Annotated in this window: 13 protein-coding genes; 1 reads left to right on the forward strand and 12 read right to left on the reverse strand. The window is 70.7% G+C overall.

Translation table 11 applies throughout. From position 1 onward, the window contains the following. Positions 1-64 precede the first annotated feature (64 nt). Positions 65-1,633 (forward strand): CocE/NonD family hydrolase, encoded by a 1,569-nt coding sequence (locus ABD224_RS08370; protein ID WP_344048534.1) that lies wholly within the window; start codon positions 65-67, stop codon positions 1,631-1,633. A 228-nt stretch (positions 1,634-1,861) separates the two neighbouring features. On the opposite strand, the gene ABD224_RS08375 is transcribed toward ABD224_RS08370, so the two are convergent. The 12 genes from ABD224_RS08375 to ABD224_RS08430 form a co-directional block, all read right to left on the reverse strand. Further along, the gene (locus tag ABD224_RS08375; RefSeq protein WP_344048536.1) at positions 1,862-2,302 is read right to left on the reverse strand and encodes a DUF6278 family protein; all 441 of its coding nucleotides are present in this window, start codon (positions 2,300-2,302) and stop codon (positions 1,862-1,864) included. A gap of 92 nt (positions 2,303-2,394) precedes the next feature. After that, on the reverse strand, positions 2,395-3,174 hold the full coding sequence (locus tag ABD224_RS08380) for an exodeoxyribonuclease III (protein ID WP_344048538.1): 780 nt from the start codon (positions 3,172-3,174) through the stop codon (positions 2,395-2,397). A gap of 89 nt (positions 3,175-3,263) precedes the next feature. Further along, positions 3,264-3,899 (reverse strand): MBL fold metallo-hydrolase, encoded by a 636-nt coding sequence (locus tag ABD224_RS08385; protein ID WP_344048540.1) that lies wholly within the window; start codon positions 3,897-3,899, stop codon positions 3,264-3,266. Positions 3,900-4,047: 148 nt separating this feature from the next. Further along, on the reverse strand, positions 4,048-5,355 hold the full coding sequence (pcaDC, locus tag ABD224_RS08390) for a bifunctional 3-oxoadipate enol-lactonase/4-carboxymuconolactone decarboxylase PcaDC (protein WP_344048542.1): 1,308 nt from the start codon (positions 5,353-5,355) through the stop codon (positions 4,048-4,050). Positions 5,356-6,285: 930 nt separating this feature from the next. Continuing rightward, positions 6,286-7,107: a formate/nitrite transporter family protein gene (locus tag ABD224_RS08395; RefSeq protein WP_344048544.1), complete on the reverse strand. Its 822-nt coding sequence runs from the start codon at positions 7,105-7,107 to the stop codon at positions 6,286-6,288. Positions 7,108-7,237: 130 nt separating this feature from the next. After that, a complete protein-coding gene (locus tag ABD224_RS08400) occupies positions 7,238-8,698 on the reverse strand; it encodes an aminotransferase class I/II-fold pyridoxal phosphate-dependent enzyme (RefSeq protein WP_344048547.1) in 1,461 nt (486 codons plus the stop codon). A 656-nt stretch (positions 8,699-9,354) separates the two neighbouring features. Then, positions 9,355-10,272 (reverse strand): TIGR03564 family F420-dependent LLM class oxidoreductase, encoded by a 918-nt coding sequence (locus tag ABD224_RS08405; protein ID WP_344048549.1) that lies wholly within the window; start codon positions 10,270-10,272, stop codon positions 9,355-9,357. 326 nt (positions 10,273-10,598) lie between these two features. Beyond that, positions 10,599-11,972, reverse strand: a complete 1,374-nt coding sequence (locus ABD224_RS08410) for an NtaA/DmoA family FMN-dependent monooxygenase (protein WP_344048551.1) — start codon at positions 11,970-11,972, stop codon at positions 10,599-10,601. Between the two features lie 21 nt (positions 11,973-11,993). Continuing rightward, positions 11,994-13,259 (reverse strand): LLM class flavin-dependent oxidoreductase, encoded by a 1,266-nt coding sequence (locus ABD224_RS08415; RefSeq protein WP_344048553.1) that lies wholly within the window; start codon positions 13,257-13,259, stop codon positions 11,994-11,996. 172 nt (positions 13,260-13,431) lie between these two features. After that, a complete protein-coding gene (locus tag ABD224_RS08420; RefSeq protein ID WP_344048555.1) occupies positions 13,432-14,415 on the reverse strand; it encodes an ABC transporter substrate-binding protein in 984 nt (327 codons plus the stop codon). Positions 14,416-14,469: 54 nt separating this feature from the next. Next, positions 14,470-15,276 carry an amino acid ABC transporter ATP-binding protein gene (locus tag ABD224_RS08425; RefSeq protein ID WP_344048557.1) on the reverse strand — a complete coding sequence of 269 codons (807 nt, stop codon included), beginning with the start codon at positions 15,274-15,276 and terminating at the stop codon, positions 14,470-14,472. Further along, complete coding sequence (locus tag ABD224_RS08430; RefSeq protein ID WP_344048559.1) at positions 15,273-16,295, reverse strand: amino acid ABC transporter permease; 1,023 nt, start codon at positions 16,293-16,295, stop codon at positions 15,273-15,275. Before ABD224_RS08430 ends, ABD224_RS08425 begins: the two co-directional genes overlap by 4 nt. Between the last annotated feature and the right edge of the window lie 20 nt (positions 16,296-16,315).

Genomic DNA, 16,315 nt, shown 5'->3' on the forward strand with positions numbered 1-16,315 from the left:
TACTTCGGGGCGGCGAGAGCGGTTACCGTCGGGCCACCTTCACCGGTACGCGTGAGGAGTGCCCGTGGGACTCAACCGCAAGGCCCTGCGCACGACCGCCGCGGGTGCCGTGTCGGCCGCCCTGATCGCCGGCAGCGCCCTCGGTGCCGCCCCCGCCGCACAGGCCGCCTCGGGCGGCATCCGCTTCGTCGACATCCCCGGCCACGGCGGCATCGTCCTGAAGGCCGGCGTCGTCACCCCGGCGGACGCCGGCCGCTCCCGCGGCCATCCGCTCATCGTGCTCCCCACCAGCTGGGGCTTCCCCCGGATCCAGTACCTCGCCCCGGCCCAGAAGCTCGCCGACTCCGGCTATGTGGTGGTCACCTACACCGTGCGGGGATTCTGGCAGTCGGGGGGACAGGTGGACGTCGCCGGTCCGCAGGACTGGGCGGACGCCTCCAAGGTGATCGACTGGGCCCTCGCCCACACCCCGGCCGACCCCGGCCGCATCGGCATGGCGGGCGTCTCCTACGGCGCGGGCATCAGCGTGCTCGCCGCCCAGCACGACCCCCGGATCAAGGCGGTGGCCTCGCTCAGCGGCTGGGGCGACCTGACCGGCTCGATCTACTCGGGCCGCACCCAGCACATCCAGGCGGCGGCCCTGCTCCGCGGCGCGGCGGCCCTCACCGGGCGCGAGAGCCCCGAGACCCGCCGGGCGTTCGACGCCTTCTTCGCCGCCGACCCCGCCAAGGAGCAGGAGCTGCTCGACTGGGGAAGGAAACGCTCACCCACGACCTACGCCGACGCGCTCAACGCCAACGGCACGGCGGTGTTCCTCGCCGGAGGCTGGGGCGACACCGTCTTCCCGCCCAACCAGACCGTCGACTTCTACAACCGGCTGACGGGCCCCAAGAGACTGGAGCTCCGTCCCGGGGACCACGCCACCTCGGAGTTCCCCGGCCTGTTCGGGCTGCCCAACGACGTGTGGACCAGCACCCGGCGCTGGTTCGACCACCACCTCAAGGGCCGGGACAACGGCATCGACCGCGAGCAGCCGGTACGGATCGAGCCCCGCTCCTCGGGCGGTCACGAAAGCCACCCGGACTGGAAGTCGGTGAGCGCCGACCGCAGGAAGTTCGCCCTCACGGGCTCGGCCACGATCCACGCGGGGGTCGACTCCGGTGCGAACGGCGGGATCACCTTCCTGTCCGGCCTGCTCGACCAGGCGGCCCGGATCCCTCCGACGGCGTACATCCCGCTGCTCCCCCGGCGCTGGGCCGCGGTGTGGCAGTCGGAGACCTGTGCCACGCCCCAACAAGTGCGCGGCACCGCGACGTTGCACACGACGCTCACCCCGGCCAAGGAGAGCGGCACCTTCGTCGCCCATCTCTACGACGTCGGCCCGCTCGGCATCGGCAAGCTGATCACCCATGCGCCGTACACCTGGCACGGCCGCACGCCCGGTACGCCGTTCACCGTGGACCTGCCGCTGTACACCACCGCCTACGACCTCCCGGCCGGGCACCGGCTCGCCCTGGTCGTCGACACCGTCGACCCGCTCTACCTCGAGCACAACCCGCCCGGCGCGCAGCTGACCTTCTCCTCACCGGCGAACGATCCGTCCCATGTGTCCGTTCCGCTGCGCGAGCAGTGATCTCCGGCTGCCGCCGGCCGGGTATGGCTCCATGGACTGCTGCCCCCTGCGGTCGAAGGGCCGTGGGGGCACCTGACCCGGCGACAGCGTCCCCGTCCCGGTGGCGGTGGGCCGGATCGCCGTCACCACAGGGACGAGCGCACCATCGTAGTCGAGGCCCGGCGCACCGGAACCCGCCGGTGGGCAGAAAGCCCGTTCCGCCGACGGCACCGGCCAAAGGCGGGCTTCTCAGGCCTCCGCGATCTCCGCGTACAGCTGCGAGAGCCCGGGCACCCCGCCGACCGCCCACTCCTGACCGGCCGTCACCACGTCGATCTCACGGCCGGAGGCCAGCCGGACCACCGGCCGGCCCTCCGCCCCGATCTCCCACTCGGCGCCGGGCACGGTCCGCACCACGACCGTGCCCAGATACAGCCCCGCGTCATTGCCGAGCCAGGGCAGGGTCTCCTCGTCGTCACGCCAACGCGGCAGCAACTGGTCCAGCGCCTCCAGGGAGGCCACGGAGTCGTCGAGCCGCAGGCCCTCCTCGGCCACCTGGGAGCGCAGCAGCTCGCACTCGGAGAGGAGCTGCGCCAGCCCGGCGCCGCTGTCGCCCTCCCCGGAGAGCACGGCGACGCCACGGGAGACGTTCCGCCTTTTGCGCCATCTGCCCAGGAAAGGGATGCCCATGACCCCAGGGTGACACCCGAACCGCCGGGACACCACAGGGCACGCGGACCCCGCACCCCGTCGGCGTCGTGCCGCGGCCGGGGCCACCGGACCTACACGTCGAGGTCGACCACGACCGGGGCGTGGTCGGAGGCACCCTTGCCCTTGCGCTCCTCGCGGTCGACATAGGCGTCCGTGACCGCCTTCGCGAAGGGCTCGTTGGCGTACACCAGGTCGATGCGCATACCGCGGTTCTTCGGGAAGCAGAGCTGGCGGTAGTCCCAGTACGTGAAGGGGTGGTCGTACTTCAGGGGCCGCGGGACCACGTCCGTCAGGCCGGTCTCGCGCAGGGCGGCCAGGGCGGCCCGCTCGGCCGGGGTGACATGGGTGGAGCCCTCGAAGGCCGCCCGGTCGTAGACGTCGTCGTCGGTCGGCGCCACGTTGTAGTCGCCGAGGACGGCGAAGGGACGGCTGCCGGCCGCGTCGCCCGCGACGGCCGCCCTGAGCGCCTCGAACCACTGGAGCTTGTAGGCGTAGTGGGGGTGGTCCACCTCGCGGCCGTTGGGCACGTACACCGACCAGACACGGACCGGGCCGCAGGTCGCGGAGACGGCACGGGGCTCCTCGACACCCTCGTACCCGGGGTCGCCGGGCAGACCCCTGACCACGTCCTCCAGGCCCACACGGGAGAGCACCGCCACGCCGTTCCACCGCCCGGTGGCATGGACCGCCGCCTCGTACCCCAGCTCCCGCAGCCGGTCGTACGGGAACTTGTCCTCGGCGACCTTGACCTCCTGCAGGCACAGCACGTCCGTGCCGCTGCTCTCCAGCCAGGCCAGCAGCCTCGGCAGGCGGGCGGTGATCGAGTTCACGTTCCAGGTCGCGATGCGCATGCCCCACAACCTACCCGGCGCCGCCGACACCGCCTCCCGCCCGAGCCCCGTGCCCGCGGGGGCTCGGGCCGGCGTGCGCGGCGTCGGGCTCAGATCTCCGCCGACGCGCCCGGGGTCAGCCGCAGGTGCTCCGAGCCTCCCAGGGCGCCGATCTGGCGGTCGTAGATCGGACGGGCCAGATCGGTGAGGAGGGCGTCGTGGATGTCGTAGGCACGCCGCGGCTTGACCTCACGGAGGTAGTCGATCACCTCGGAGATCTTGTTCCAGGGCGCCATCACCGGGAGCATCAGCGTCTCCACCGGGCAGCCGGGCACGGTGAGCGCATCACCCGGGTGGAAGACACGGCCGCCGTCGATGAGGTAGCCGACGTTGGTGATGCGCGGGATGTCCGGGTGGATCACCGCGTGCAGCTCCCCATGGACCTGGACGTCGAAACCGGCGGCGGTGAAGGTGTCGCCGTGGCCGACGGTGTGGACACGGCCCGGGAAGGCGGGGGCGATCCGCTCCGCGACCGACCTCAGGGTCCAGATCCGGGCCTCCGGGTTGGCCTCCAGGGCGGCGCGCAGGCGTCCCTCGTCGAAGTGGTCGGGGTGCTCATGGGTGACCAGGATCGCCTCCGCGCCGACCGCGGCGTCCTCCTCGCTGAAGCCACCGGGATCGATGACGAGCGTCCGCCCGTCCTTCTCCAGGCGGACGCAGGCGTGCGACTTCTTCGTGAGCTTCATGCGTCCCATCCTGCCGCGCACCGGGCGCGCGGGTCGCACGGCGCAGTCGCTTCCGGTGCCCGTGCTCCCCGCGCCCGAACTCCCCGTGCCCGTGCTCCCGGTTGCCCGTGCTCCCGGTTGCCCGTGCTCCCGGTGCCCGGCCGGACGCTCACACGGGGGGAGTCGTCTCCTCGCGGATGACCTGCTGGGCGACCCGGAAGGCCTTGCCCGCCGCGGGGAGGCCGCAGTGGACGGCCGTCTGCAGCAGCACCTCCTTGATCTCGTCCGGGGTGAGGCCGCTGCGCAGGGCGCCCCGGGTGTGGGCGGCGAGATCCTCGAAGTGACCGCCCGCGACCAGGGCGGCGAGGGCGACACAGCTGCGGGTGCGCCGGTCCAGGCCGGGCCGGTCCCAGATCTCGCCCCAGGCGTACCGGGTCAGGAAGTCCTGGAAGTCGCCGGAGAAGTCCTCGGCCTCGGCGAGCGCACCGTCGACGTGCGCGTCGCCCAGCACCTCGCGGCGGATCTTCAGACCGATCTCGTAGGTGTCCGGTCCGCCCGCCAGCTGCTCCGGCTGCTCCACCGGGGCGATCTCGGCGATGGGCGCGGCCTGCGGAGGAGGCGCGGCCATGGCGGCCATGACCGGCTGGCCCTGCGGCGGGACGACCATCATCTGGCCGGTGGTCGACTCGAAGGGCAGCTGCCAGGTGGTGGAGAAGTGCCGGACCAGCAGGTCGGTGACGGCGGCGGGCTGCTCCACCGGCACCAGGTGGGAGGCCCCGGGCACGACGGCCAGACGGGCGTCACGGATGCCGGCGACCAGGGTGCGGGCCTCGGCGGGGCCGGTGACCTGGTCCTCGGAGCCGACCAGGACCAGTGTGGGGACACCGATACGGCCGAGTTCGGCCCGGACGTCGAAGGTGGCCAGGGCCTCGCAGAGAGCGATGTAGCAGCCGGGATCGGTGGTGCGCACCATCTGCACGGCCCACTCGGTGATCGCGGGCTGCGCGGCGGCGAAACCGCTGGTGAACCAGCGGTCCGGGGAGGTACGGGCGATCGGGTCGAGCCCGTTGGTGCGGACGACCACCCCGCGCTGGCGGAACTCGTCGGCGGTGCCGAAGCGGGGCGAGGCGGCGATCAGCGCCAGAGAGGCGAGCCGCTCGGGGTGACGCAGGGCCAGCTCGATGCCGATGGCGCCGCCGAGCGCGCAGCCGACGTAACCGAAGCGCTGCACGCCGAGACTGTCCAGGGTGGCCAGCAGACGGGTGGCCAGGTCGGAGACCGAGGCGGCGGGATACGCGGGCGCGCCGCCGTGTCCCGGCAGGTCGAACCGGAAGACGCGCCACTGCTTCGCCAGTTCGGGGACCTGCCGGTCCCACATGTGCCACGTGGTCCCCAGCGAGGGGCCCAGGATCAGGACCGGGGCCTGGTCCGGCCCGTCAAAGCGGTACTGCAGGATGTTCGACGGTGTCTCGCTCACCCGTCAGACCTTCTCACGTCTCACGGGCTCTCACACAGTTGGGGGAACCGACGGCTCCGGTTCCTCCCGGTGCGGTGCGTCCGGTGCCTCCGGAGCCCTCGTGGGTCCGAGGAAACAGTATCCGGCGCATGTTCACGGCTGCCTCGCGTGCTCTGCCCGATCGCACCCCTTCCCCGTCCGGGCGCGGTCGTCCGGTCCAGGGCCTGTGCCCACGTGCGGCACGTGGCAGGCACCTCGTCCTGCGGGCACTGAACGCCGTGGTCGTCGCCGATCGGAGCGCCGGGTCCGGCACGTCCCTTCCCCCGGTGAACCGTGCCAGTCCGCTGCCTTCCGGACACACCCGACGGCCCCTCGGAGGCCGTTGAGCAGGGATGCCGCAGGAGGCTCAGGGTGATCGGGATGCTGTGCCGGAGGCACTCCGCCGCCCTCTCCTCCGCCCTCGGCGCCCTTGTCCGTGCCGTGCGGACGCCCACTCGCGTCGCCGCTCGCCTGACCCGCCTTCAACTGGCGGCTGTCCTCCGGAGTGGCCGCACCCTTGTCGCTGCGCCGTAGTTCAGGCTGCTGCGGATCCGCACGCCCGGCCTCTTCCTGCGAGTGGTGCTTGCTTCTGGCCGCTGCCGGGTTCCCGGGGAAACCCGGGCGACCCATGCCATTGGCAGACGTGGCGCGAGGAAAGCGCACCGACGGGTGGTTCCCGGCGGTACAGGAGGGTCACGCTCCGACCTGGACGGGCCGGCATCGCTCGGATGCCCCTGCGCTGCTCGGTTCCACTTGGCCGCATGCGGTGTGCAGCTCGTGCTCCGTTTCCTCCTCGTTCCTCCTCGCCGCGGGGCGTGCAGGACTGCGGTGCGTCGGTGCCGCGAAGCCAGGTCGTACTTCGACCGCGGGAACGCCGGGGTGTTCTGGTCGGCTGATGGCCGCGCTTGATCGTCACCGGCTTCGCGGGCTCCAGGAACCGGTGTGCGCGCTGTCGTCGTTCAGCACCGGGACACTGCGGATGAGGCGCAGTGCCGTGGTCAGCAGAAGACCGCCGACGACGTTGCCGAGAACCGCCCAGGCCAGCCACTCCAGCCAGTCGAGGTAACCGTAGGACGTCCTGCCGGTGTGCAGGCCGGCGAACGCGATGAGGGAGTCCAGCACCGAGTGCCACAGCCCGAGCCCGGCCAGGACGAACGCGGTGGCGACCGATGCGGTGATCTTTCCGGTCATGGACTCACTGCCATGGTGCATGCGGGTCATGAGCGTGATGACGCCGCCGCCCAGCACAGCGAGGCAGAAGGTACCCAGTGTGTACCCTCCGTCGACGAACTGCGCGCCCGAGGCAGCCGCGATGCGGTGCAGGTCCGGGTGGGCCTGCATGACCACCCACATGAACGCCCACCCGCCGATCAGGTTCATCACCAGGACCGTTCCCCACAGCCGTGCCAGGTCCAGCCAGGTGGCCGCGCCCGCGATGACGGTGGCGACGGGCACCAGGAATCCCTCCGTGAACAGTTCGCTGTGCCCGAGCAGCAAAGCGATGAGCCCCACGGAGAAGGCCAGTCCGGCCAGGAGCTCGCTGCCGGTCTCGTACCGCACGACCAGCAGCGCCAGGACACCGACACCGACGTCGAGACCGCCCAGCAGTGAGGTGGCCACCAAGGACGTCCAGGTGCGGTGCAGCCGTGGGCGGCCCTCGGCCACGATCCGTTCCGCCGCTTCGGCGACTCTCCGCTCACCGGGCCCCCGCATGATCTGGTCATCCGACTCCATGGCGGTCCTCCGGTTTGTGTCACCACGGGAACGCGCCGACCACGCGCGAGGAGAGGTGGGCCCCCGCGCGGAAGTCGAGCGCAGGCCAGGGCCGTCCTCGTGCCGAGTCGCATGGTTCGTTCATGACCACCTATCGGGTCGTCACCCGCAGGGTCTCGGCACTGGGATCGGCAGCGTCGGGGACGAGCATGCCGGCGGCCACACCGCTGGTCAGGTAGTCGACGACCTCCCGGGTGATGACCTCGCCGGGTGCCACGACGGGGACACCGGGCGGGTAGGGGCTGATCGTCTCGGCCGCGACCCGTCCGACGGCGTCCTGGGCCCTGACGTGCTCGGCGCTCGCGAAGAAGGCGTCCCGAGGAAGCATGGCCTGTTCGAGCTGCAGCGCACGGGGCTCGGGCAGGTGTACCGGGGGCCGCTGCTCGATGGTGCCGGCATGTCCGACGAGGCGATGCAGAGAGTCGATGAGCAGGCTCTCGGTCCGGTCGTTGTCGGCGTGGGTGATCTGTGCGCTGATGCGGCAGGTGTCGGAGGAACCGATGTCGACATGGCAGTGGTCGCGCAGCCACTCGGTGGCCTGCATGCCGCTGATGCCGAGCTCCCGCACATCGATGGTGATCTTCAGCAGGTCCAGCTCCGCCGTGAGTCCCTGTTCGACGACTTCCGGGCCCATCAAACGCAGGCCGTCCAGCCCGGTGACGGCCTCGCGGATGCGTGCCGCGCGGTGCAGCGCCGTGTCCAGGAGGTCATGTCCGTGCTGGACCATGTGGCGGCGCCATCCGTCGAGAGTGGTGTACACCAGGGAGGACGAGCTGGTGGTGCCCAGGAGGTCCTCGCGCTGCTTGAGCACCTCGGGTGAGACTCGAGTGCCCTGGAGGTGGAAGACGGAGCTCTGCTCCACGGCACCGCCCATCTTGTGGACGCTGGTGACGACGAGGTCCGCGTCGGCATTCATGCCCCAGGCCGGCAGGTCGGGGTGGAACGGCAGATGGGCTCCCCAGGCCTCGTCGACGATCAGGGGGATCCCGTGGTCGTGGCAGACGGCTGCGACGCCGCGGATGTCGGCGCACGAGCCCCAGTCCGTGGGCGTGATCAGCAGCATTCCCTTGACGTCCGGATGCTCCCGCACCAGCCGGCGTACGTCGTCCGGCTCCGGCGGATGTGCCAGGTGCCGCTCGGTGTCGAACTTCGGGTGCACCCATACCGGGTGCACACCGTTGATGACCACGCCGGCGACCACGGACTTGTGAGCGTTGCGCGAAACGAGGAGCTTTTCGCCCGGTCCGGCCACCGCCAGCATCGCGGTCTTGACCGACAGGGAGCTGCCGCAGGTGGAGAAGAAGGCGTGCTCCGCGCCGACCGCGTCGGCCATCAGCTCTTCCGCCCGGGTGAGCACCCCCTGGGACTCGCGACGGTCGTCGAGCCCGTTCAGGGACAGCACATCCGAGGCAAAGACGCCCTCCCCCACGATGTCGAGGACGCGGGGATCGGCTCCGAGGCCCTGCTTGTGGCCGGGAGGTCCGTACACCATGTCGCCACGGCGCCGGAACTCCTGCAGTGCCTCCAGCACGGGGGCACGGGAATGATCCATGGCTGCTCTCCTCGTGGGTGTCATGGCGGCATGACCCCGTCCCGGCCCGGCCGCACGCCGGTCCCAGGACGACCGGGTTGCACGGATACAAGGGCCAAAACGGCGAGACGGTGCCTGATGCGCGGTTCGCGGGGGTGTCCGCCGTCCAGGTGCGCGGCAGGCCGGGCAGGCCGAGGAACCGTTTGTTCTCACCGACGAGGCAGGAGACGGCGAAGAAGTGAGCTCCCGTGAGAGTTCGACGCAGTCGATCGCCTTGATCAGGCCGATCGTGCCGATCCGGACGTTGTCCTCCTTCTTCTCCGGATCCCGGCCGACGGCCCCGTCAGGAGCTCACTGACAAGGGATCACGCCTGACCACGCTCTTGTGCCGCTGTCACCGACTGTGCGGACTCCACCAGGCGGGGCGGCGCCGAGCCGGCTTTATGCACCCGTTGTGGACCGGTGCGGACTCACCTGGGCACCTTCTGCAGCCTGTGTCACGCGGTCCCCGGCGAGGGGCCCGGATCAGGACCAGGATCTGGTCTGGTCGTCAAGCGGTACCGCAGGATGTTCGACGGTGTCTCGCTCACCCGTCAGGGCATTCTCACGCCTCACGAGGTCTCACACAGTCGGGGGAACCGGACAAGCCTCCGGTTCCTCCTTCCGGGTGCGACGCTTCAGTCGGTGGCCAGCTCTCCGAGCAGCTTCCAGGTGCGGCGCCGGTCGGCCTCACCGCCCAGGTCCGTCCAGGTGAACAGCACCTCCGTCGCCCCGGCCTCCCGGTACCGCCGTACCTCGGCGGCGACGGTCTCCTCGTCCCCGATCACGGCCAGGTCGGCGGCCCGGGTGGCCCCGGAGAGCTCGATGGCCCGCCGGTAGGAGGGGACCCGTTCATAGATCGCGAGCGCCTCGGTCGCCTTCTCCCGCATGGCCTCGACGTCCGCGGTGACCACGCCGGGCACCACGGCCACGACACGCGGCGCCGGTCTGCCCGCCGCCTCGGCCGCGGCGGTGAGGGCCGGGACGATGTGCTCGGCGAGCGCGCGCGGGCCGGCCAGGTTCGGAAGGATGCCGTCCGCGAGTTCACCGGCGACGCGAAGCGCCTGTGGCCCCATGGCGGCGACCAGAAGGGGCACCGGCGGTTCGGCGCCCGGCACCGCCGCCGGCAGGGGTGTGGTGGCGGTCAGCAGCTCTCCGTGGAAGTCGGCGCTGCCCGTCTCGACGAGTTGGCGCAGGGCTGTCAGGAATTCCCGGAGCAGGAGGACGGGGCGCTCGTACGGGATGCCGAAACCGGCCTCCGTCAGCGTCTTGACGCCCAGCGCGAGCCCGAGGTGGTAGCGGCCGCCGGTGGCCGCCTGGGCTGTCTGGGCCTGACTGGCGAGGAGAAGCGGATGACGGCCGAAGATGGGAACCGCAGCCGTTCCGACGTGCAGCCCGGGCACTTCGCGGCCGACGATCGCGGCCAGCGAGGGAGAGTCGTACGAGAAGGTCTGCCCGAACCACACGGAATGCAGTCCGGCCTCGCGGGCTTCCCGCGCGAGCTGCACCATGGTGTCGATCCGGTCCTGGGGAGAAAGTGCCAATCCAATGGTCATATCCGGAATAACCAGCACGCTCACGGCCGGCATTCCTGCTCGCGCATGACGAGGTCCGGGCCGGGCCGTCGCCCGGCCCGGGTGGTTCTCGCTCCGCCCGGCAAGGGTCCAGCGAACAGTGCTGGTGGATGCCGGTGACATCGCCGGGACGGCCTCGAGCGGCATGGCTCTGCTCTTGGCGCGGGTGTCCGGCAAAGGGGTGCCGTGCGGTCTTCGCCGGGGCCGTCCCAAGAGTGGGTTTCAGAGAAGGGGCAGCCGTGGGTGCGGCGTTGCGGCTGCTCCGGCCGGGGTCGGCCGGTGCATGACCAGGGTGGTGGCGAGGGGCTTCATGACGCCGCCTCCCGGTCGCGGGCGTCGTCCGGGTGGGCCAGGCCGAGGTGGTCGCGGAGGGTCGGGCCCTCGTACTCGGTGCGGAACACGCCCCACTCCTGGAGCAGCGGGACGACCTTGTCGGCGAACTCGTCGAGGCCGGTGGGGGTGAGGTGCGGCACGAGGATGAAGCCGTCACTGGCGTCGGACTGCACGAACTCGTTGATGGTGCGGGCGATGGTCTCCGCCGAACCGATGAAGGTCTGCCGGTTGCCGAGCTCGATGACCAGGTCGCGGATCGACCAGTTGTACGCGGCGGCGCGCTCGCGCCACTCGCGGGCGATGGCCAGGCGGTCCCGGTACATGCGGACCTGGGCGCGGCCCTTGGCGATGTGGTCGTCGCCGACGTCCGGGTCGATGTCGGGGAGCGGTCCGTCCGGGTCGTAGGAGGACAGGTCCCGGTTCCAGACGAGTTCCAGGTGCTTGATGGCGGTGGCGCCGCTGACCTGTTGACGGCGCACCTCGTACGCCAGTTCCTCGGCCTCGGCGTCGGTGTCGGCGAGCGCGAAGGTGGCGGCGGGCAGGATGAGCAGCTGGTCGGGGCGGCGGCCGTATGTGGCGAGGCGACGCTTGACGTCGGTGTAGAAGGCCTGGCCGGCTTCCAGGGTGGCGTGTCTGCTGAAGATCGCGTCGGCGTCGGCGGCGGCGAACTCACGGCCCTCGTCGGAGTCGCCGGCCTGGAAGATGACGGGGCGGCCCTGCGGAGAGCGGGGGACGTTGAACTGCCCGTGGATGTCGAAGTGCCGTCCGGTGTGGACGAAGGCACCGGCCTTGGCGTCGCGCAGGAAGGTGCCGGTGTCCTGGTCGACGAGGATCTCGTCGCCGCGCCAGGAGTCGAACAGTTCGTTCGCCGTGGCCAGGAACTCCTTTGCGCGGGAGTAGCGTTCCTCCTCCGGCAGAAAACCGCCGCGGCGGAAGTTCTCGCCGGTGAAGGCGTCCCAGGAGGTGACGACGTTCCAGGCCGCGCGTCCGCCGGAGAGATGGTCGAGGCTGGCGAACTGGCGGGCCACCTCGTAGGGCTCGTTGAAGGTGGAGTTGATGGTGCCGGTCAGGCCGAGGTGCTCGGTGACGGCGGCGAGCGCGGAGAGGACGGTGAAGGTGTCGGGGCGGCCGACGACGTCCAAGTCGTAGATTTTTCCGCCCTGTTCGCGCAGCCGCAGGCCTTCGGCGAGGAACAGGAAGTCGAACTTGGCGCGTTCGGCGGTCTGTGCGAAGTGCACGAAGGAGCTGAACTCGATGTGGCTGCCGGACCTCGGGTCGCTCCACACGGTGGTGTTGTTGACGCCGGGGAAGTGGGCGGCCAGATGGATCTGCTTCAGTGGCTTGCTCATGGTCGTGGACGTCCCTCCGGCTCAGGCGGTGGCGGTGGCTGCGGATGTGGCTGCGTAGCGGTTGGCCGGTCTGGGCAGACCCAGCAGTCCGCGCAGGGTGTCGGCCTCGTAGGCGCGGCGGAAGGCATCGCGGCGCTGGAGTTCGGGGACCAGGCCCCGGGTGATCGCCGGGAGGTCGTGGCCGAGGACGGCGGGGCGCAGCCGGAAGCCGGTCAGTCCGGCGGACTGGAACTCCTGCAAAAGATCGGCCAGTTGGGCGGGTGTGCCGGTGAAGACGCGGGCGTCGCCGGTGTACGGCTCTCCCGCGAGGGCGTCCAGTCGCTCCCGGCGGGCGATGGCCTCGGCCGGGTTGTCGTCCAGGAAGACCACCAGGTCCGCGAAGACGTGCAGCGGCTCGTCGGCACGGCCGGCCGTCTCCTGCTCGGCGCGGATCTCGGCGACGATCGCGCGGGCCTCGTCGGCGTCGTGCGGGGTGATGTAGCCGATGTCCGCCTGCCGGGCCACGAACCGGTACGGGACGGTGTGGTGGGCGAGGGCGCTGACGAGCGGCTGGCCCTGGGGCGGGCGGGGTGTGATGGAGGGGCCCTTGACGCTGAAGAACCTTCCCTTGAAGTCGATGTAGTGCAGCTTGTCGCGGTCGATGAAGCGGCCGGTGGCCACGTCCCGGATCTCCGCGTCGTCCTCCCAGCTGTCCCACAGACGGCGCACCACCTCGACGTAGTCGGCGGCCTCGTCGAAGAGGTCGGTCAGCACCTGATGGGCGGACGGGCTGTCGTACGCCTCGATGCGCGGGATGGTGCGGCGGCCGAAGTGGGCGGCCTCGTTCGGGCGGGCGGAGCTCTGCACGCGCACGCCGGCGCGACCGGTGCTGACGTAGTCGAGGGTGGCGATCGCCTTGGAGATGTGGAACGGCTCGGTGTGCGTGGCCACCACCGTCGGAACCAGTCCTATGTGCCGGGTGAGCGGGGCGACGCGGGAGGCGATGAGGACGGCGTCGAGCCGGCCGCGGACCTGGTCGGTGCGCTCGTCCGGGTCCAGGACGTGGGAGGACTGGAGGCCGAGGCCGTCCTCGATGGTCACGAAGTCGAGCAGTCCTCGCTCGGCCTCGGTGACGAGGTCGGCCCAGTATCCGGCGGTGAACAGGTCCCGGGGCCGGGCCACCGGCTCGCGCCAGGAAGCGGGATGCCAGCCGGTGCCGTCCAGGGCGACGGCGAGATGCAGAGAGGACAGAGAGGACGAGGAAGAGGAGGGAGAGGGAGAGGGTGAGGGTGAGGGGGCTGCGGACACGAGGGTGCCTTCCTGTAGGTCCGTGACGAGAACGCCGGCCTCTCGCGCAGCAGGAGGCGGCAGGGGTGAGGGAAGAGGGTCGGGAAGAAGGGAGAAGAAGGGAGTCGGGAGCAACTGAGCGCGCCGGCGGCAGGAATGCGCGGGGTCCCCGCGGCCGGCGCGCCCGGGGCGGCTACTCGCTGGTCTTGGGCAGGCCCGGCGGGTTGATCTGGGACGTGGTCACGGCCTCGTCGGACAGGCCCCAGCGCTCCAGCACCTTCGCGTACGTGCCGTTCTCGATGACGTGGTTGAGAGCGGCGGCGAGCGGCTTGACCAGGCCGCTGTCCTTCTTGGTGGTGGCCGCGATGAGGCCCTGGAGGGTGGCGCCGGCGCCGGAGTACGTGCCGACGACCTCGGTCTTGCCGGTGGCGGCCGCGTGGTAGGCGGCGGTCGGGTGGGGGCCGAGGTACAGGTCGATGCGGCCGGACTGGAGGGCGAGATAGGTGTCGCTGTCGTTCTGGTAGTACTTGATGTTCACCGGCTCGCGCCCGGCCTTCTCGTTCTCCTTGCTCCAGTCGATCAGCAGCTTCTCCTGGTTGGTGCCGCTGTCCACGGCGACCGTCCTGCCCGCCACGTCCTCGGGCCCGTCCACCTTCAGGCCGCTGCCCTTCTTGGCCTCGAAGCCCAGGTTGTCCTCGCGGTAGGTGGCGAAGTCGTACTTCTCCTTGCGTTCCTCGGTGACGGTGATGTTGCTGAAGCCGACGTCGTACTTGGCGCTGTCGAGGCCGACGAAGATGTTCTCCCAGGAGACGGTGTTGATGTGCAGCTTCAGGCCGAGCACATCGGCGACCAGGGAGGCGATGTCGGGCTCGACGCCGATGACGGTCTTGTTGTCGGTGGCGTAGAAGGTCAGGGGTGCGGCGGAACCGGAGGAGTTGACGACCTCCAGGGTGCCTCTCCTGCGGATCCTCTCGGGGACCTGGGCGGCTATGGAGTCGACCTTGCCGGTGGTGATCCGCTTCTGGTCCGGACTGGTGTTGATCTTCGTCTTGCCGCCCGACGCGGTCCTGACCTCGGTCGTGCCGCCGTCGTCGGGGTTGCCGCACGCGGCGAGGACGAGGGCGGCGGTCAGTCCCAGCGCGGCTGCGGCGGTGCGGCGGGTGATCGAGGGGGACACGGTCGTGCTCCTTGCGTGTGAGACGTGCGAAAAAAAAGGGGGTGCGTAGTGCGGTCAGAGGACCTTGGAGAGGAAGGCGCGGGTGCGTTCGTGCCGTGGGTGGTCCAGGACGGCCTCGGGCGGTCCCTGCTCCACGACGACACCGCCGTCCATGAACACCACGGTGTCGGCGACCTCACGGGCGAAGCCGATCTCGTGGGTGACGACGATCATGGTGGTTCCGGTGCGGGCCAAGTCCTTGATGACGTCGAGGACTTCGCCGACCAGCTCCGGGTCGAGAGCCGAGGTGGGCTCGTCGAAGAGCAGCACCTTCGGTTCGAGGGCGAGTGCGCGGGCGATGGCCACGCGCTGCTGCTGTCCGCCGGAGAGCTGCCGGGGGTAGGCGTCGCTCTTGTCCGCGAGGCCGACACGCTCCAGCAGGCGGCGTGCCGTCCGCTCCGCCTCCCCGCGCGGGCGGCGCAGTGCGGAGACCGGTGCCTCGACGAGGTTCTCCAGGACGGTCAGATGCGGGAAGAGGTTGAAGTTCTGGAAGACGAACCCGATGTGGGTGCGCTGCTTCAGGACCTCCTTCTCCCTCAGCTCGTACAGCTTGTCGCCCGAGCGGCGGTAGCCGATGAGCTCGCCGTCGATGCTGATCCAGCCGCGGTTGACCTTCTCCAGATGGTTGATGGTGCGCAGCAGCGTGGACTTGCCGGAGCCGGACGGACCGAGGATCACGGTGACCTCGCCGGCGCGGACCTGGAGGTCGACGCCGCGCAGCACCTCCAGCGGGCCGAAGCTCTTGTGGACGCCGCGGATGTCCACCATCACGCCGCCCACCGGCGGCCTCGGGTTCTCGACGGCCACCGTCACGTCACTCATCGGCTGTCTCCCAGGGGCTTCAGGGGTACGACGGGCTGGCCGCGCCGGGCTGCCGCCGTGCGCAGGTCGCGCAGGAAGCGGCGGGCGCGCTGGAGCGAGGTGGGCGGCGGGGTGCGGTGGGCGCCGCGGGCGTAGCGGCGCTCCACGTAGTACTGGGCGATCGACAGCAGGGAGGTGAGGGCCATGTACCAGGCGGTGGCGACCAGCAGGAGCGGGATCACCCGGCCGTTGCGGCCGTAGATCACCTGCACTTGGTAGAACAGCTCGCCGATGGACATCACATAGACCACCGAGGTGCCCTTGAGCAGGCCGATGATCTCGTTGCCGGCGGTGGGCAGAATGGCGCGCATGGCCTGCGGCAGCACGATCCGGCGGATCTGCCGCAACCGGGGGATGCCCAGCGCCGCGGCGGCCTCCAGCTGCCCGTGGTCGACGGCGATGACGCCGCCGCGGACGATCTCGGCGGTGTAGGCGGCCTGATGCAGCGTCAGTCCGATGACGGCGGCGCCGATGGTGCCGATCAGGCTGTTGCTGTCGATGGACCAGAACACCGGCCCGAAGGGGATGCCGAAGCCCAACTCCTCGTACAACGCACTCAGGTTGAACCAGAACACCAGCTGGACGATCATCGGGATGGACCGGAAGATCCAGATGTAGGTCCAGGCGACGGTCTGCAGCACCGGGCTGCGCGACAGCCGCATGAAGGCCAGGACCGTGCCGAGAAGGAAGCTCAGGACGGTGACGTAGGCGGTGAGCTGGAGGGTCACCCACACCGCCTGGACGATCGTCTCGGAGAAGACGTAGGCCCGGAAGACGTTCCACTCCCAGACGGGGTTGGTGGCCAGTCCGTGCACGAACTGGGCGACCAGTACGGTCACGGCGGCGGCCGCCGCCCAGCGGGCGTAGTGGCGGACGGGTACGACCTTGAACGAGGCCGAGTCGTCCGGGGCGGGTGGGGCTTTAGGGCTGGTGTCCGGGGTGGCCGCGCCGGGCGGCGCGGTGCTGGTTGTCGGTGCCATCGTGGTGTTCCTGCTCGGCT

The sequence above is a fragment of the Streptomyces thermoalcalitolerans genome (genome assembly GCF_039525155.1).
GTDB lineage: Bacteria > Actinomycetota > Actinomycetes > Streptomycetales > Streptomycetaceae > Streptomyces > Streptomyces thermovulgaris.

Excerpts from the sequence above, each read along its gene's own strand:
- ABD224_RS08375 (WP_344048536.1), bottom strand. The coding sequence starts at position 2,302 with ATGGGCATCCCTTTCCTGGGCAGATGGCGCAAAAGGCGGAACGTCTCC.
- ABD224_RS08380 (WP_344048538.1), bottom strand. The coding sequence starts at position 3,174 with ATGCGCATCGCGACCTGGAACGTGAACTCGATCACCGCCCGCCTGCCG.
- ABD224_RS08385 (WP_344048540.1), bottom strand. The coding sequence starts at position 3,899 with ATGAAGCTCACGAAGAAGTCGCACGCCTGCGTCCGCCTGGAGAAGGAC.
- ABD224_RS08395 (WP_344048544.1), bottom strand. The coding sequence starts at position 7,107 with ATGGAGTCGGATGACCAGATCATGCGGGGGCCCGGTGAGCGGAGAGTC.
- ABD224_RS08400 (WP_344048547.1), bottom strand. The coding sequence starts at position 8,698 with ATGGATCATTCCCGTGCCCCCGTGCTGGAGGCACTGCAGGAGTTCCGG.
- ABD224_RS08405 (WP_344048549.1), bottom strand. The coding sequence starts at position 10,272 with ATGACCATTGGATTGGCACTTTCTCCCCAGGACCGGATCGACACCATG.
- ABD224_RS08410 (WP_344048551.1), bottom strand. The coding sequence starts at position 11,972 with ATGAGCAAGCCACTGAAGCAGATCCATCTGGCCGCCCACTTCCCCGGC.
- ABD224_RS08425 (WP_344048557.1), bottom strand. The coding sequence starts at position 15,276 with ATGAGTGACGTGACGGTGGCCGTCGAGAACCCGAGGCCGCCGGTGGGC.
- ABD224_RS08430 (WP_344048559.1), bottom strand. The coding sequence starts at position 16,295 with ATGGCACCGACAACCAGCACCGCGCCGCCCGGCGCGGCCACCCCGGAC.